The organism is Streptomyces sp. NPDC056527 (assembly GCF_042794475.1).
GTDB lineage: Bacteria > Actinomycetota > Actinomycetes > Streptomycetales > Streptomycetaceae > Streptomyces.
Map to the genome: position 1 here is coordinate 1 of NZ_JBHTTQ010000014.1, position 13,533 is coordinate 13,533.

Annotated in this window: 16 protein-coding genes and 2 pseudogenes; 5 read left to right on the forward strand and 13 right to left on the reverse strand. The window is 66.7% G+C overall.

The window, feature by feature from the left end; all coding sequences use genetic code 11:
* Positions 1–126 precede the first annotated feature (126 nt).
* Positions 127–627, reverse strand: a complete 501-nt coding sequence (locus tag ACFQ7Q_RS10410) for a hypothetical protein (protein ID WP_383552067.1) — start codon at positions 625–627, stop codon at positions 127–129.
* Positions 611–2,131, reverse strand: a complete 1,521-nt coding sequence (locus ACFQ7Q_RS10415) for a DNA/RNA non-specific endonuclease (RefSeq protein WP_383552069.1) — start codon at positions 2,129–2,131, stop codon at positions 611–613. The genes ACFQ7Q_RS10410 and ACFQ7Q_RS10415 overlap by 17 nt, the downstream gene beginning before the upstream one ends.
* An 844-nt stretch (positions 2,132–2,975) precedes the next feature.
* Here ACFQ7Q_RS10415 and ACFQ7Q_RS10420 point away from each other — a divergent pair.
* A complete protein-coding gene (locus tag ACFQ7Q_RS10420) occupies positions 2,976–3,434 on the forward strand; it encodes a peptidoglycan-binding protein (RefSeq protein ID WP_383552071.1) in 459 nt (152 codons plus the stop codon).
* Between the two features lie 48 nt (positions 3,435–3,482).
* On the opposite strand, the gene ACFQ7Q_RS10425 is transcribed toward ACFQ7Q_RS10420, so the two are convergent.
* The 3 genes from ACFQ7Q_RS10425 to ACFQ7Q_RS10435 form a co-directional block, all read right to left on the reverse strand.
* On the reverse strand, positions 3,483–4,430 hold the full coding sequence (locus ACFQ7Q_RS10425; RefSeq protein ID WP_383552073.1) for a hypothetical protein: 948 nt from the start codon (positions 4,428–4,430) through the stop codon (positions 3,483–3,485).
* Positions 4,431–4,518: 88 nt separating this feature from the next.
* The gene (locus tag ACFQ7Q_RS10430; protein ID WP_383552075.1) at positions 4,519–5,079 is read right to left on the reverse strand and encodes a hypothetical protein; all 561 of its coding nucleotides are present in this window, start codon (positions 5,077–5,079) and stop codon (positions 4,519–4,521) included.
* Between the two features lie 238 nt (positions 5,080–5,317).
* The gene (locus tag ACFQ7Q_RS10435; protein ID WP_383552077.1) at positions 5,318–6,283 is read right to left on the reverse strand and encodes an alpha/beta hydrolase family protein; all 966 of its coding nucleotides are present in this window, start codon (positions 6,281–6,283) and stop codon (positions 5,318–5,320) included.
* Positions 6,284–6,435: 152 nt separating this feature from the next.
* Between ACFQ7Q_RS10435 and ACFQ7Q_RS10440 the strand changes: the two genes are divergently transcribed.
* The gene (locus ACFQ7Q_RS10440; RefSeq protein WP_383552079.1) at positions 6,436–7,032 is read left to right on the forward strand and encodes a TetR/AcrR family transcriptional regulator; all 597 of its coding nucleotides are present in this window, start codon (positions 6,436–6,438) and stop codon (positions 7,030–7,032) included.
* A gap of 343 nt (positions 7,033–7,375) precedes the next feature.
* Here the strand turns inward: ACFQ7Q_RS10440 and ACFQ7Q_RS10445 are convergent, their stop codons facing one another.
* The 5 genes and pseudogenes from ACFQ7Q_RS10445 to ACFQ7Q_RS10465 all read right to left on the reverse strand — a co-directional run bounded on the left by ACFQ7Q_RS10445 (position 7,376) and on the right by ACFQ7Q_RS10465 (position 9,798).
* Positions 7,376–8,011 carry an SMI1/KNR4 family protein gene (locus tag ACFQ7Q_RS10445; protein ID WP_383552082.1) on the reverse strand — a complete coding sequence of 212 codons (636 nt, stop codon included), beginning with the start codon at positions 8,009–8,011 and terminating at the stop codon, positions 7,376–7,378.
* 411 nt (positions 8,012–8,422) lie between these two features.
* Positions 8,423–9,040, reverse strand: a complete 618-nt coding sequence (locus ACFQ7Q_RS10450; protein ID WP_383552084.1) for a hypothetical protein — start codon at positions 9,038–9,040, stop codon at positions 8,423–8,425.
* 54 nt (positions 9,041–9,094) lie between these two features.
* Complete coding sequence (locus ACFQ7Q_RS10455; RefSeq protein ID WP_383552086.1) at positions 9,095–9,331, reverse strand: transposase; 237 nt, start codon at positions 9,329–9,331, stop codon at positions 9,095–9,097.
* 42 nt (positions 9,332–9,373) lie between these two features.
* Positions 9,374–9,685, reverse strand: a pseudogene (locus ACFQ7Q_RS10460) (integrase core domain-containing protein); the annotation flags it as partial.
* Positions 9,667–9,798: a hypothetical protein gene (locus ACFQ7Q_RS10465; protein ID WP_383552088.1), complete on the reverse strand. Its 132-nt coding sequence runs from the start codon at positions 9,796–9,798 to the stop codon at positions 9,667–9,669. The pseudogene ACFQ7Q_RS10460 and the gene ACFQ7Q_RS10465, both read right to left, overlap by 19 nt.
* A 3-nt stretch (positions 9,799–9,801) precedes the next feature.
* On the opposite strand from ACFQ7Q_RS10465, the gene ACFQ7Q_RS10470 reads away from it, so the two are divergent.
* Together ACFQ7Q_RS10470 and ACFQ7Q_RS10475 are read left to right on the forward strand one after the other, a co-directional pair.
* Positions 9,802–10,575: a pentapeptide repeat-containing protein gene (locus tag ACFQ7Q_RS10470; RefSeq protein ID WP_383552090.1), complete on the forward strand. Its 774-nt coding sequence runs from the start codon at positions 9,802–9,804 to the stop codon at positions 10,573–10,575.
* A gap of 216 nt (positions 10,576–10,791) precedes the next feature.
* Positions 10,792–11,094 (forward strand): annotated as a pseudogene (locus ACFQ7Q_RS10475) (PHP domain-containing protein); the annotation flags it as partial.
* Positions 11,095–11,258: 164 nt separating this feature from the next.
* Here ACFQ7Q_RS10475 and ACFQ7Q_RS10480 read toward each other — a convergent pair.
* The 3 genes from ACFQ7Q_RS10480 to ACFQ7Q_RS10490 form a co-directional block, all read right to left on the reverse strand.
* Positions 11,259–11,621 carry an Imm51 family immunity protein gene (locus ACFQ7Q_RS10480; protein WP_383552092.1) on the reverse strand — a complete coding sequence of 121 codons (363 nt, stop codon included), beginning with the start codon at positions 11,619–11,621 and terminating at the stop codon, positions 11,259–11,261.
* Positions 11,622–11,670: 49 nt separating this feature from the next.
* The gene (locus tag ACFQ7Q_RS10485; protein ID WP_383552357.1) at positions 11,671–11,805 is read right to left on the reverse strand and encodes a hypothetical protein; all 135 of its coding nucleotides are present in this window, start codon (positions 11,803–11,805) and stop codon (positions 11,671–11,673) included.
* A 302-nt stretch (positions 11,806–12,107) separates the two neighbouring features.
* Entirely contained in the window at positions 12,108–12,263 is a 156-nt protein-coding gene (locus ACFQ7Q_RS10490; RefSeq protein ID WP_383552094.1) for a hypothetical protein, read from the reverse strand.
* 842 nt (positions 12,264–13,105) lie between these two features.
* Between ACFQ7Q_RS10490 and ACFQ7Q_RS10495 the strand changes: the two genes are divergently transcribed.
* A complete protein-coding gene (locus ACFQ7Q_RS10495; RefSeq protein ID WP_383552096.1) occupies positions 13,106–13,483 on the forward strand; it encodes a hypothetical protein in 378 nt (125 codons plus the stop codon).
* Positions 13,484–13,533 lie beyond the last annotated feature (50 nt).

The window sequence follows — 13,533 nt, forward strand, 5'->3', positions numbered from 1 at the left end:
ACCCCCTTCTTCCCCCCCCACTGTATCCCACGGCGGGGCTGTGGGGGTTTGGTGTGTGGGGGGGGGGGGGGCCCCAGCCGCCGCGCGCCCCCCCCCCCCGGCGCACTCAGGTGTCCGCGCCAGGGTTCAGGTGGAAGCGGTGGTGAATCCTGGGCGGGGGAAGGTGTCAGGGAACAGAGGGCAGATCACCTGACGAGTGAGGATGTCCTCCAGGAACTGCGTCATGGTGCCGGGGTGTTCCCAGTTGCCGGCGCGGCCGATGACGACGACGCGGTCGCCTGCCGGGTACCAGTGCAGACGCTCGCTGTTCATCGTCGTCCCCCACGGATAGAGACCTCCGGGCTCGGGCTGCAGGGGGTAGGGAATGTCCTCGGGATCTGCCTCCTTCAGCATCCGGTCGAAGACGAGCAGGTCGTCTGCGGCGGTGAAGAGGTTGGGTGGCGTGGCGGCGGGGTGGAAGACGGTCAGGAAGCCGTCGATCGTGATCTGCGGATAGTCGGCTGCCCATGCGCGGTAGTCCGCGGGCACGGGGAAGCCGAGGCGTTGCTCGGTCTGGTCCCAGTCGACCGGTGGTGCCGTGCTGGGGGCGGGGCCGAGGAGGTCGGCGAGGCTACTTCTTGCAGACATGGCTGGCCGTGGGGGTGTTGGGGATGGTCTTGGAGAAGATGCTGCCCTTGCTGCCCTTGGCGGTCATGGTGATGCTGGCGGGGATCACCTGGCCGGGGATGTAGTTCGCCGTGACGGTGTAGTCCACCGGGTCCTCTGCCTTCACCAGCTCGCGCACCCGGTTCTCGCAGGTCCGCATGACGACCTGGTTCATCTGCCGGAAGAGGGTCACGACGTTGGAGAGCGTGCCTCCCGACCCGCCGAACTGGTCGCCGATCAGGTGCCCCCGGTCGTGGACTGCGGAGTTGTAGCCCCGCGGAGCTATCGACGCCGCCGAGCCCGTCGGCGGCGGGTCACACAGGACAACGTGTCCCGAGGTTCCACGCCCCGCGTTCAGCGGCCCGTAGACGGGGGCCTGCGGGGTGCAGCTGTCGGTCCGGCTGGGTGACGCGCTGGGTGTGCCGGTGTCGACATGTTCGCGCTGGTACTCCTCGTGCCGGCGCAGCAGTTCCTCGATCAGGTAGTCGACCGTCGCCTCGGCGAGGGCCTGGCCGACGACCTGGGCCAGGGCGGTGTAGACGTGGGTGCCGCGCTGGCTGCGGGCGCGCTGGTACCAGCTGGCCCATGCGGGCGAGGTGTTGGTGCACGACAGCGAACCGGCGCCGTTGACCGGGAGGGTGCCGCTGGTGGTGCAGCCGCCGACCGGGGCGCCGCTGCCGGTCATGGACACCGTCATCACGGCATTGACGTTCTTCGGGGGCTTGACGTTGGCGCTGACGAAGGTGCTGCTGAGCGTCATGGTGACCGTGCAGGCCCCTGGTCCGCAGCCGGTGAAGGCGGCCTTGCCTTGCGTGCTGAACTGGTAGGACAGGTCGACGGAGTTCTTCTTCAGCTGCCTGGTGTCGCGCACGAGGTCGTCGAAGAGGTCGTCGATGGCGCGGGAATCCATCTGGTCCAGATCGATCTGCCCGGGCGCTGTGGGCGCCGGGGCAGCGGGTCGTTGGCGCGGCTGGGAGCGGCTGGCCCGTTCCGACTGCGTTGGTGTCGGGGAGGGCAGATCCGTGGGCGGCTTCGGGACCGAGCCGGGCAGTGACGGCATGCCGGGTATGGCTCCCCCGCCGGTCCCCTTGGGCGTAATCCGGAGCACCTGGTGCGGGGCAGTGCTGGTGACGTAGACGTCGCTGGTCGGCGTGGACGCCTTCCACGCGGGTTTCCCCGCGATCGTCACTGTCGTGTCCCGGGCGGGGAAGCGGCTGCCGGGCTGGGCCAGCTGCTGTGCGAGTGACTCCCCGAGTTGTTTCGGTGTCAGCGTGCGGCCCATGCCTGAGGCCATGCTGCCGGTGACCCACTTGTCCTTGAGCATGTCGGCCTGGCCCGGGCGGGATGCGGCGCTGCCGCCGGGAAGGCCGTTCTGCCAGCGCACGTAGGTCTTGCCGCCGACGGTGAGCACGCTCGTCGGTGTCCCTGCGAGGGTGATCGTGCCGGTGGCTGCGCCGTCGCGGGTCGAGCGCATCTGCGTCGTCATCCCGGCCATGCTCATGCTGTAGCCGACGGCAGGTGCCTTACTCAGCGCGGACGCCGCTTCCAGGAAGGCGTCCTTTGCCCGGTCGCCGTTGGATTCGTCGCTGCCGCCCGGCGTACAGGCCGACAACAACAGGCTCAGTACGACACTGCATGCGATCCCGGCAGTCCCTAACGCTGTGCTCTTCGTTCGACGCACGAGTCCTGTCCCCCGTCCCTCTGGGCCGTTGACGGCCCGTGAGCTGCCCGATGTCAGCCACGCCTCGGCAGACAACCGGGAGCATTGGATAGCAGGACTATCCTTTGACCGCACGGCGCTGTCAACCAACCCCGATCACAGTGCGCCATGCGGATCACAGAGTCCAAGCACACGCCGTAGACATGGGACAACCACTCGTTGCCGGAGACGCCACGCGCTACGGGGCACGCGACGAATGGGGAGAACCGTGATCAACGAGCTCCTCAACGCGTCGACGGAATGGCTGGTGTCAGTCGCCGTTCTCTGGCGGGGTGGCCAGGCCCACCATCAGACACCGCCCATTCATGAGTCTCCAGGCACGGCGGTCCCTGACGCGAGCGGATCACGTCAATGTGCTGGCTGAGCGCTTTGTGAACCAGCCCGTCACCATGCAGCCCGCGATGGCTGCGCCGGGCCACGCACTCAGGGGCGGATCCCGTATTCCCAGCTGACTCACCCAACGGCGCGTTAGCTAGCCCGTAATCAAATAATTTGGAATGGTTTGCCTTGAGGTGCTAGCCCTTGATGTAGAGGCCACGAAGCCGAGGACGGCACCGCATGTAGCCGCACCACGTTGGCAACCTCACTCGAAGAGAAGAGAAGAAGAGGTATGCAGATCTTCCCCACGCTCAAAGAAGGCACGGTCAATCCGGTGGTCTTCAGGTTGCATATCCAGACGCTTCAGCGAGCCCTGGTAAGGGCAGGATTTGATCCCGGCCCCATCGGGGACAACAACGGCGACCTTGTCGCCGGTTCAAAAGTAGCCACGGCAGCCAGAGCCTTCCAGGCCGCGAACGGCCTTCCGGCCAACGGCACCGTAGGTCCCGAGACCTGGGAAGCCCTGCCAGGAGAGGACATGCAGGGGCTACCCACGCTTCAGCAGGGCTCGCAGGGCGGGGCCGTGGCGCTGCTTCAGCGAGTGATTCGGGATTCGGGATTCGACCCTGGGCCCATCAGTGGCGCGTTTGGACCTGGGACAGACGCAGCGGTCAAGAAGTTCCAGAACCTCATGAGCATTGAGGTCGATGGCATCGTCGGCGGTCAAACATGGACCACTCTGAATCCTTGACAGTCGAAGGCCAGCCCGTTGGCTGCGTCGCAGGGCCGAAGATGATCGTCAGGCAGTACGCCAGACCCAGGCCAGGGCGGCCCCAGGGGTGACGCAGGACAAGAAGGCGGCCGGACCGGCCGACTCCCATCCCAGGGCGTTCGGCAGCAGCAGGAGCAGTCCCAGGACGAGGAACCCGAAGGCCGGAAGGTGGACGACGGGTCTGAACCGCCGTACCCGGGGCGCCATGTCCCAGTCGAGAGCGCCCTTCAGGATCGCCGTCGGCGGAACCATCAGGACGAGTCCGAGGAGAAGGTAGAAGTTGAGGTTGCCCAGGCCCGGCCGTTGGCGACGGCCGTCGGTCAACACCGGCGATTGCGGGCGAGGGTCTCCCGGCGCGTAGAACAGCTGGATCGTCGTTCCCGCCTTCGGAGCATGCCGGGTAACCAGCGCGCGCTTGGTCACCTCGCGGGGCCCGTCCACGTACGGGATCCGCAGGACGAGGTCGGTTTCGTAGTACACCGGCCCGTCGGAATGGTCCTGCCCCTGGACCGGATCCCCGAAGAGCCGGACCACGGTCGCCGGATGCTCACCCCAGCCGGCCGCGTCCAGCCGAGCAGTCTCCCGTCCGTACTCCGGAGAGACCATGAGCCCCACGGCGAAGCAGGCCAGGGTGGCCAGCGGCACCAGCAAGGCGATGAACCACACCAGCGCGCGGCCGCTGTACTCGCCGTCGTCGGCCGAGGCATCGCGGAAGGGCCTGATACTCGCGAGGCCACGCCGCGGCCAGTACGACTTCCGCCGAGGGGCCCGGCGCGAAGAGATGATCCAGGCGGCGGCGAAGAGCAAGGACAGACCAGCTACCGCCGTCTCGAAGTACAACGGCGGGTACGATCCGACGCCCCACAGCACGCACCCGATTGCCCAGGCGGCGCTGAGCACCATGCCCCAGCCGGAGAGCGTGGTCCACACGCTCCGCCCATACTCGTACTTGCCTCGCCCTGCCGACCGCTTCATTCCCGCCCCCTGTTCGCGTGGTTCGCGCGTGGCAGGTTAGATCAACTCAACCGGGACAGGGTGCTGTTCAACGAGGCAGAACCGAACCTTAGAAGCGAAGACTGATCCACTGCCGCGATTCGGGATGCCACTCTGCGTCGATGATCTGACCGTCCTTGATGCTGACAGCTCGCCAACCGCTGCCGATCCACCGGACAGTCGTGGGTACCTCGCCGAGTTCGTGCACGTCGGTGAAGTCGACAGTGGGAAGCGTTGCCAAGGCGTCGACTGGTGTGTGGGTGGACAGTTGGATCCGCGTTCCCCCTTCAGTGGTTACGGTGAGAGAGGGAGGGACCGATTCATCGGTCTCGTTCGCTCTCACGGCGTCGCCGGCTTCATCCCGCGCCCGCAGCAACCGTGATGACCGGCCAAGAATCGCGGAACGCGGTACGTGTCGCAGGATGCGCACGGCCGCCCCTTCGATCCACCGTCCTAGCCCCGCGCCCAGGGACGCCGCCACCGCGGTGACGAAGGGCGCGAGCGTAACCGCGACAAGAACGTCTGGCGGCGGAAGCGGGCCACCGGGTATATCGCCGGGGTCGCCGCTGCCGAACACAGCGTCGAACTCCTGCTCGTTCAAGTACGTCGTGACTTCGTCTCTGCCGAGCATTCAGCCCCCGTTTCAACAGCTCGCCCGGCCGCCGGGCGTCCGCTACTCCCCCAACGGATCCGGCAGGGGCTGCGTTCCACTGATGGCGTTCGGCACCGACCCGCCTTCGAAGGGATAGCCAGCCATGCGGTCGTCGGGGTGGTGCTTTAGGGCAGACCGGCCGCGCCGTCACCAGGACAGTGTGGTGCTGGCCGCAATGAGCCCGGCCGCGTGCCGGGAAGTGGAGGCCCGCCCGGGCTCACTTCGCCTCGAGCCGCCCCACGGCGGCGGGGCCGGAGGCCAGCGCGGTGGTCGCGGTGTGCCACGCGCCGTCGCCGGGGTGGAACTGCGTGCGGAGATAGGCGGCGGCGAGGTGGGCGAGGGCGGCGACGCGCTCGGGGTTCTCGTCGGTGGTCTCGGCAGCGTCGTATCCGGAGACGCCGCCGAGGAGGTGCTCGGCACCGAACAGGGTGAGCAGCGTCTTGGGTGCGGGAGCGAGGGCGTAGGAGTCGGCGTGCCAGTCGGGGCCCATGTCGGTGAAGTACTGGGAGTCGTCTTTGTCGCCGACGACGACCAGCGCCGGCGTGGTCATGGTGGAGAAGTCGATGGTGTCGAGGAACGACACCACCGAGGCCATCGGTCCGTTGAGGATGTCGCCGCCCCGCCCCGGTGCGGCAAGCAGGACGCCGGCCTTGATACGGGGCTCGGCCAGGTTGACCTCCTCGCCGGTGTCGGCGTCTATGGTGCGGGCGCCCAACAGGAGAGCGGCCGTGTGGCCGCCCATGGAGTGCCCGGCCACGGCGATGCTGTCGCGGTCGACACGGCCAGCGAGCTTCGGTACGGCGTTCTCGATCTCGTCGAGCCGGTCGAGGATGTGGCTCATGTCCTCGGCGCGCGAGCGCCAGAAGAGCGGGGCGCCAGGGGCGTCGGCGACAAGGTGGGTAAGGGTCCGGGAGCTGAGGTGAGTGGGTTGGACGACGACGAACCCGGCCGCGGCCCAGAGGTCGGCCAGCGGAGCGTAGCCGTGGAGAGAGGAAAGGTGGTTCGAGCCGCCGTGACCGTGCGAGATCAGGATGACGGGCAGGTCGGTTCCAGTCTCGGGCGCGGAGACGCGGAGGTGGAGGTCCACTGGGCGTCCGGGCACGGGCAGGACGACCGGGCCGTACGACAGGACGGGGCTCGGCGAGCCGAGGTCGGCAGGGAGAGTGGGCGTGGGTGCGCTCATGGCAGGTGGTCCCTTCTGTGGCCGGGGCCGTCGCGGCTCCGGACCGTGGGGGTGGCAAGGGTGTTCCGCTCCGATAACCTGAAGCGGAACACTGCTCCGCTTAATATCCGGAACAGTGCTCCGCTTTGTCAATGTTGCTGGAGGAACGACTAATGCCCACGCAGAACGCCGAGGCGAAAGAGCCGGGCCGCGGGAAGCGGGCCGACGCCCGGCGCAACCAGGAGACGCTGCTCGCCGCCGCGGCCGAGGTGTTCGTTGCCTCGGGCGTTGACGCGCCGATCCGCCAGATCGCGGCTGCGGCAGGGGTCGGCATGGGGACGATCTACCGCCACTTCCCGACCAGAGCGGAACTCGTCACCGCCGTCTACCGCCACCAGATCGAGGCGTGTGCGGAGGCCGGACCCCGCCTGCTCAACGAGGCCAGATCCCCCTTCGAGGCGCTCTGTCAGTGGATCGACCTCTTCGCCGACTTCCTGGTCACCAAGCACGGGCTCGCCGACGCCCTGCAGTCGGACAGCGAACGGTTCGCCACCTTGCACACCTACTTCCTCGACCGCCTCGAGCCCGTGTGTAGGCAGCTGCTCGACGCGGCGGCCACGGCCGGAGACATCCAGCCCGACATCCGGGCGTACGAGTTGATGCGCGGCGTCGGTAACTTGTGCATCGGACGCGACACCGACCCGCGCTACGACCCGCGCCGGTTGATCGCACTGCTGCTCCAGGGCCTGCGGCCGACGGCACCGGCCTGAGACCGCGGGCTGCCCCCTGCGTGGCTGCCTGCGCAGCGAGCGTCGATGACTCGCTGGAGGGGGTCCTTGTACTCGTCGCGGAGGGCCGGCAGGTCGAAGTCCTGCGACATCGTGTCCCTCGAAGACCTTGTCATGCTGAGTTCCTGCGGCCGGATCGCGATGTCCTCCACCGGGGTCATGCCGACAGTCGGGCGGACCACTTCGGGCCACAGGCAGGGTGGGGCACGAGGGTGTCCTCGTGGAATCGGAGCAATGCCAATGACTCCTGCGACCGAATGGCGTTCTTCGGACCGCACCCGTGGTGACGGTCGACCGCGTCAGGGCGCCTGGCAGTGATGGCTGGTCAGATGTCCTGAGAAGTGGGAGCGGGAGTCAAAGGTGATCCATTCAGCACCGTTTGTCCCTCGAAGGACCACCACAACTCGCCGCCCGAGGTCAGGTAGGGCGCCCATGGCCCGACGGTGCCGCCGTGGTCGAGGACGTCTGCCACGTGCTTGAGATAGGCGGACAGTGACGGCCATCCGCCCTCGAAGGTCGCCGTGTCATCATGCTGGGAACTTCCAACGCGCCCCTGGTCTGGGCCTTCGCGCATGTCGATGACCTGGGCGTCGCTGTCGCTGTGCGCCCACGGGATCCACTGCGCATGCCACCAGGGCTCGCCACCTTCCTCATGCGGCTCGCATAGGTCGGGGTCGTCCCCAGCGATGTCCACCGACATGCGCCAGAAAGAGACGATCTCGGCGACAGGCGCTGGAGGCCGTTCAGGGAAGATGTTGGCCCACTTGATCTGACCGTCATGACAGGCCAACGAGTCCAGTAGATCCGGTGGAAACCTCAGGCCCATATCCGTCTGCGCCTTCTCGACCGCATCCGGATCGGCGGGTGGAGCGAGCACGTGGAATGAGGCGGGGGCATGCGTGCGAAGCCACGCGTCGATCCGGGCCCACGACTCAGAAACTGTTGAAGTGACGTATGGCATGGGCCGAGTTTGGCCTACCGCACTGACAACGCGCCGAGCGGGAGGGCTTGGCGGGATGCGATCGCCGGGCTCGAATGCTGGTTCCCTGACATCCGGCGCACCCCCGGCGCATCAGTCAACGGCGCACCCGAACCAACGAAGCAGGCAGCCCCGCCGCGCCATGCCTAGGGCCTGTCTCCCTGATTCGAGCCGATACGCGGCCAACTGGCTGCCCCTGCGTTGTCAGTGCCACATGGGACCGCCGGGCTAGGGCGTGTATCGGAATTGTTCTGGTGACCGGGGACGGTGATCCTTCGGCAACTTGCCCGGCTTGCGGGTGCTTCGGTCAGCGATGTCGAGACGACCGCACCCCGGTCAGGAGCGGGCCCAACCACCGATCGATCGAGGTGTAGAACATTCCGACTCAGGTCACTAGCCGACGGAAACAACCCGGTCGGGCCGACCGCCTGGGGCGATGGTCACCTCGTGGACCGCGCCTCCCTCGGTGGTCATGCGAATCCGGTCAGCAGCCGTCCACACGGTCTCGTCGAGTTCGTTGTCTTCGTCGTCGCCGTTGAAGCAGCCGACACTCCAGCGGCGTTCTAGCGGCCGGCTCCCCTGGTGGACGTAGACGCACCAAACGGGGTCGAGGAAGCCGTGCCGCGCCACCACGACCAGCCGGCGGTCGCCGCGGCCGGGAGCCAACTCCGTCTTCACCTCCTCGTCCGAAGCACCGAAGACCGCGGAGACCCAGCCGCCAATAAGCAACGTTGGAACGCCGACGACCAGCAGCATGGTGACCAGGGGCACGCGCAGCGAGGATTCCGCTAGCCCCAGCAGAGCCGCCCCGGTAACCGCGGCCAGGGCAATCCACCCCAGCAGAAGGACGTACTCGCGGAGCCCGAGCAGCAGGACCAGCGCGCCCTGTCCTCCCGACTCGAGCCCGGCCAAGGCGGCGGCGCCGAGGACGACCGCCACCGCCAGTAGCAGGAAGGCCGACGGTCTGCGATATCGAGTGAAGTTCATGATCTCCCGAACGATGTGGATCACGCAGCCTAAGAGGGAAGGCGGGGCAGAGGCTAGGGCCGATGGGCGGGGTCACAGTCACTCGTTGATGGCAGCGACGAGGACGGTCGCCTCGTAGCCCAGGTCGTAGACCCGGCCCCACGGCCCGTACTCGACGGGGACGTCCCGCCACGGAACACCGGTCCGGACCCGGAACCGTATGCCGTCGATCAGCTGCCGCCGAGACCAGACGGGCGGCCGCCCTGCGCTGGCCCTCTTCGGCAACAACGACTTCAGTAGCGCCCACTGCTCGTCCGTGAGATCTCCCCGACCCATGAACCGTGATCATTCACAGTCCAAGATCCTTCGATACACGGCCTAGCTGTATTGACCCGCAGCGTTGTTCACGCGGCTGATGGGCGGGTGTCCGTCGAGTGCGGTGTGGCAGCGGTGGTGGTTGTAGGTGTGGAGGAAGTCTGCCAGGGCTTCGGTCCGCTCCGTGTTGGACGTGTAGGGCTTCAGGTAGGCCCATTCGTCGAGCAGGGTGCGGTTGAAGCGTTCGACTTTGCCGTTCGTCTGCGGCCGGTAGGGCCGGATCTTCTTGTGGCTGATGCCGGCCGCGGTGAGGTTCTGGGTGAACAGCTTCGACTTGTAGCAGGCGCCGTTGTCGGTCAGGACGCGTTCGCCAGAACACCGAAAGAACCCTGGAACACGAACGGACCCGCCTGCTCAACGAACGCTTCAGCACCGCGGCCGAACTCCTCGGCCACGACGAAGCGGCCTGCCGCCTCGCCGGCGTCCACGCCATGGCCGGACTCGCCGACGATTGGACCGAGCGCCGACAAACCTGCATCGACGTCCTCTGCGCCTACCTACGCATGCTCTATCCGCTAGGCCCCGAAGAGAACACATCAGTCGGCTCGTCGATGGATCACGCAGGCGGACAAGCCAACCGCGAAGTCCGCCTCACAGTCATCCGGACAATCCGTGACCACCTCAGACCCGACAACCCACCCGAGACGTCCTGGTGCGGATATGACCTCGACTTCACCGGCGCCGTCTTCGATGGCGGCGACTTCTCCTTCGCCAGGTTCTCCGGCGGCAAGGTGAGCTTCAAAGGAGCCGAGTTCTCCGGCGGCAAGGTGACCTTCCGCGGCGCCACGTTCTCCGGCGGCAAGGTGACCTTCCACGGCGCCACGTTCTCCGGCGGCAAGGTGACCTTCCACGGCGCCACGTTCTCCGGCAGCGAGGTCAGCTTCAACGGCATCTTCTCCGGCGGCAAGGTGAGCTTCTATGAGGCCACGTTCTCCGGCGGCGAGCTGAGGTTCATCGGTGCCGCGTTCTCCGGCGGCGAGGTCAGCTTCCGGGGCACCACGTTTTCCGGCAGCGAGGTCAACTTCAACGGCGCCGTATTCTCCGGCGGCACGGTGCCATTCCACGGTGCACAGTTCGGTGGCGGCCTCGTCGACATGCGAGCCCCAGCAGCCTGGTCGAAGCCACCATCTTTCGACGACAGCCTCCTGACAACCCCACCTGCAGTACTGCTCCTGCCAGATCCGCCATCCAAGCGAAAGTCTTGACACCGGGACGGCTGCCCGCCCCTCAGGGGTGATGACTGCGTTTTCGCAGGTGAGGTGTAAACATTTACCGAGGCAGGCCCAGACGGGCTGGCACTCAGCACCACATGTCCGTTTGCCGTAGCTATACGAGCACGCCCCGCCAAGGAGGTGCTCTCCATGCGAAGGAGACGGAGCCTCACTCCGGCAAGGTGCTCGTCCAGTTCGACAGCGCCAGTGATGGCGGATACCCACATCGCCATGTCCGACCACGGCAACCTGCACGGGGCGTACGACTTCTTCCACTCGGCCAAGAAGGCCGGCGTGACGCCGATCATCGGCATCGAGGCGTACGTCGCGCCGGAGTCCCGGCGGAACAAGCGGAAGATCCAGTGGGGCCAGCCGCACCAGAAGCGGGACGACGTCTCCGGTTCCGGTGGCTACACGCACAAGACGATCTGGGCAGCGAACAACACCGGACTCCACAACCTCTTCAACGGCCTTGGGGCACAGCGGTACAGCGGTACAGCGGTACAGCGGTACAGCGGTTAACGCTAAGCCGGTGATCATGGGCTTCTAGCACAGCTGATCTTTGGTTCGGCCCCACTTTTCCGGTCTGAGGTGGCTCCACCGAGCGAGTGCGTTCGCCGTCGGAACGGCTTGCGGTGGCTCCGGGTTCCGGTCTGTTCTGGCCCCGCTCGTGGGTTCTATCGGTCGAGGAAGCGTGGGTCGGCTGTCTGGATGTAGTGGCTGAGGAGTTCGCGGTCGTGGAAGGCGGCATGCAGGAGGACAGCCAGGTCCGTGAGGGCCTTGAGGTCGGGGCTTGTGACCACGAAGGTTCCGGCCTCCGATCCGAAGAATTGGAGCTTGTCGCTGTTCTCGGGCATGTGGGAGTGGGCCAGTGACTGGGCCAGGCCCTCCCAGCCGTAGCCGTGGCATTCGGCGTTGTGTCGCTCGAAGACATCGGCGACCTGCTCCATGTCGCCGTCGAAAAGGTAGAGGCAGTGGGAGCCATCGGCTTCGCTGTCTTCGTCCAGGTGGAACGGGTTCAGGGCTGATGCGTCGGTCATGCGGTGATGGTAGAGACGGCCGTGATCCGATGCTGGTGCGGGTGGCCCTTCAGGCTGAGCGGGTGTGCGTCCTCTCCAGCTTGGCCTTGGTCTGAGCGAGGCGGTAGGACTCGGTGCCGGTCTCGATGATCGCGACGTTGTAGGTGAGCCTGTCGACGATGGCTCGGGACCGAAAGGAGCCCAATCTGCGCTGCCACAGCGGGGGGCCTCAAGAGCGTTTACGAAAAGGGCGTGACAAAATGCTGGTGGCCGGACGGCATGGAGATCCCCGTCCGACCAGTCGGGGCCCGGTTTCGGCAAGGTCGCCGGATACCAGATGACGGAAGAACTCGTGCCGGTCTTCTTCCAGGCAATTCGTGACTCCCGCAGCGGAGAAGAGGCTTGAGGGATAGTCACGATCCACCGAAGTCCGGCCGGTCATATCAGCGCCCGCACAGGATTCGGGCCACCGTGGACTGCGCTGATCAGCGCAGTCCACTCGATCGGCTACTGACGATCGGCGATCAGCATTCCCAGTTCCTTAATTGCCGATTCCAAGGGAACTTTCGTCAATTTCTTCGTCACCTTGTTCTCGAAGGTGCGCGCCGGTACAAAGATTTCAAAATCGCACCACTCGGCCAACCGCGTGCCGAGCTCCACCATGGAGACGTTTCGAATCGAGATCTGTACCATCGCCTCGCGGCTCAGCCCGCGAGGAGCCACCCCCTTGGTACTGCGAGGCGACCCAGAGCACTCGCAATAGCAACGTCCGTCATCGTGCGTGTAAATGCAGATGCAGTGAGGGTAGAGCCCGCATTGAAACATGCAGTCACACGACCCAACCTCTTCTCTTTCACTCATGGGATATCACTTCCATAGCTGCAACACAGTTTAATCAGCTGAAAGGGTGAGGCCTGGGGCGATGCGACGAACGCCTTGGCGTCCTCCTGTCGGACTGGCACCAGGTACAGCCGTATCTCCTCTGCTCTCATCGTCGCGACGCGTCCAGGAGGCCATGCAGCTGTGTCCAGATGGCGACGCCGAGGACGTCCTCGGCGAACTCGGCGAGGGTGTCAGCCCACAGGGCGTACGGCGTGCCCGCAGGTACGACAGGACCAGCAGGTCACACAGGATGTCGTCGTCGAGGATCGCGAGAGTGACGTCGTCCCGGCGCAGTGAAGCAGCGTGTAGCTCTGGGTGACGGTCGTCGCGCACGGTCATTCTCAAAAAATGTTCATCTGTGAGAGCTTCTGGCCCCAGAAGTCTCACGGTTCCGTGCGGCTCGGCACCGACTGCTCAACGACCGCAGCGGTGCGAGGGTGAGGCAGCGTCGAGCCGCGGTGAGCTCGAGGCGGGTGTCCATGGCGAGGTTCACCGCTCCGTAGGGGCGTACGTGGGACCAGAAGACTGCCGAGGAACACGGAACGGACCGGGGCGCCCCATACGTTGAGCAGGGCGGGGCCACGCCGTGCGCACCCGACGAACACCGAAAGGATGGGGGACGCGTGCCGCAACAGAGCCGCTCCGCGCGCCTGGCCGCGTCCGCGCTGACCCTCGTCGTCACCGTCCTCGCGCTGTTCGTCCCCGTGGCCGGGGCGCAGGGCATGCCCATGCCCGCCGACAGGCCGCTCGCCCAGCTCACGGTGGCGGGGCACGCCGGACAAGGGGCAGGACCGGACGACGTCCCGGCGCTGCATGTCGCGGTCACGCACCGACCTGACGCCCACATACCGGGCCCGCAGCCTGCGGGCCCCGCGCGTACGGCCGTCGACACGGCCCCGCACCGCGGCCTGGGCGGGCCCGACACGGGCCCCGCCACCGCACTCGCGCCGCCGCGCATGCCGGCCGAGTCCGCCGCCCCGCGCGGCCCGCCCCACCGATGAGCACGCAGACCGTCATCGACGCCTGACCCTCCTGACCCGGCGCACACCGC

Bases quoted from the DNA above. Each gene is read 5' to 3' on its own strand.
- ACFQ7Q_RS10410 (WP_383552067.1), bottom strand. From the start codon at position 627: ATGTCTGCAAGAAGTAGCCTCGCCGACCTCCTCGGCCCCGCCCCCAGC.
- ACFQ7Q_RS10415 (WP_383552069.1), bottom strand. From the start codon at position 2,131: ATGACGACGCAGATGCGCTCGACCCGCGACGGCGCAGCCACCGGCACG.
- ACFQ7Q_RS10420 (WP_383552071.1), top strand. From the start codon at position 2,976: ATGCAGATCTTCCCCACGCTCAAAGAAGGCACGGTCAATCCGGTGGTC.
- ACFQ7Q_RS10425 (WP_383552073.1), bottom strand. From the start codon at position 4,430: ATGAAGCGGTCGGCAGGGCGAGGCAAGTACGAGTATGGGCGGAGCGTG.
- ACFQ7Q_RS10430 (WP_383552075.1), bottom strand. From the start codon at position 5,079: ATGCTCGGCAGAGACGAAGTCACGACGTACTTGAACGAGCAGGAGTTC.
- ACFQ7Q_RS10435 (WP_383552077.1), bottom strand. From the start codon at position 6,283: ATGAGCGCACCCACGCCCACTCTCCCTGCCGACCTCGGCTCGCCGAGC.
- ACFQ7Q_RS10440 (WP_383552079.1), top strand. From the start codon at position 6,436: ATGCCCACGCAGAACGCCGAGGCGAAAGAGCCGGGCCGCGGGAAGCGG.
- ACFQ7Q_RS10445 (WP_383552082.1), bottom strand. From the start codon at position 8,011: ATGCCATACGTCACTTCAACAGTTTCTGAGTCGTGGGCCCGGATCGAC.
- ACFQ7Q_RS10455 (WP_383552086.1), bottom strand. From the start codon at position 9,331: ATGGGTCGGGGAGATCTCACGGACGAGCAGTGGGCGCTACTGAAGTCG.
- ACFQ7Q_RS10470 (WP_383552090.1), top strand. From the start codon at position 9,802: ATGGCCGGACTCGCCGACGATTGGACCGAGCGCCGACAAACCTGCATC.
- ACFQ7Q_RS10480 (WP_383552092.1), bottom strand. From the start codon at position 11,621: ATGACCGACGCATCAGCCCTGAACCCGTTCCACCTGGACGAAGACAGC.
- ACFQ7Q_RS10490 (WP_383552094.1), bottom strand. From the start codon at position 12,263: ATGGTGGAGCTCGGCACGCGGTTGGCCGAGTGGTGCGATTTTGAAATC.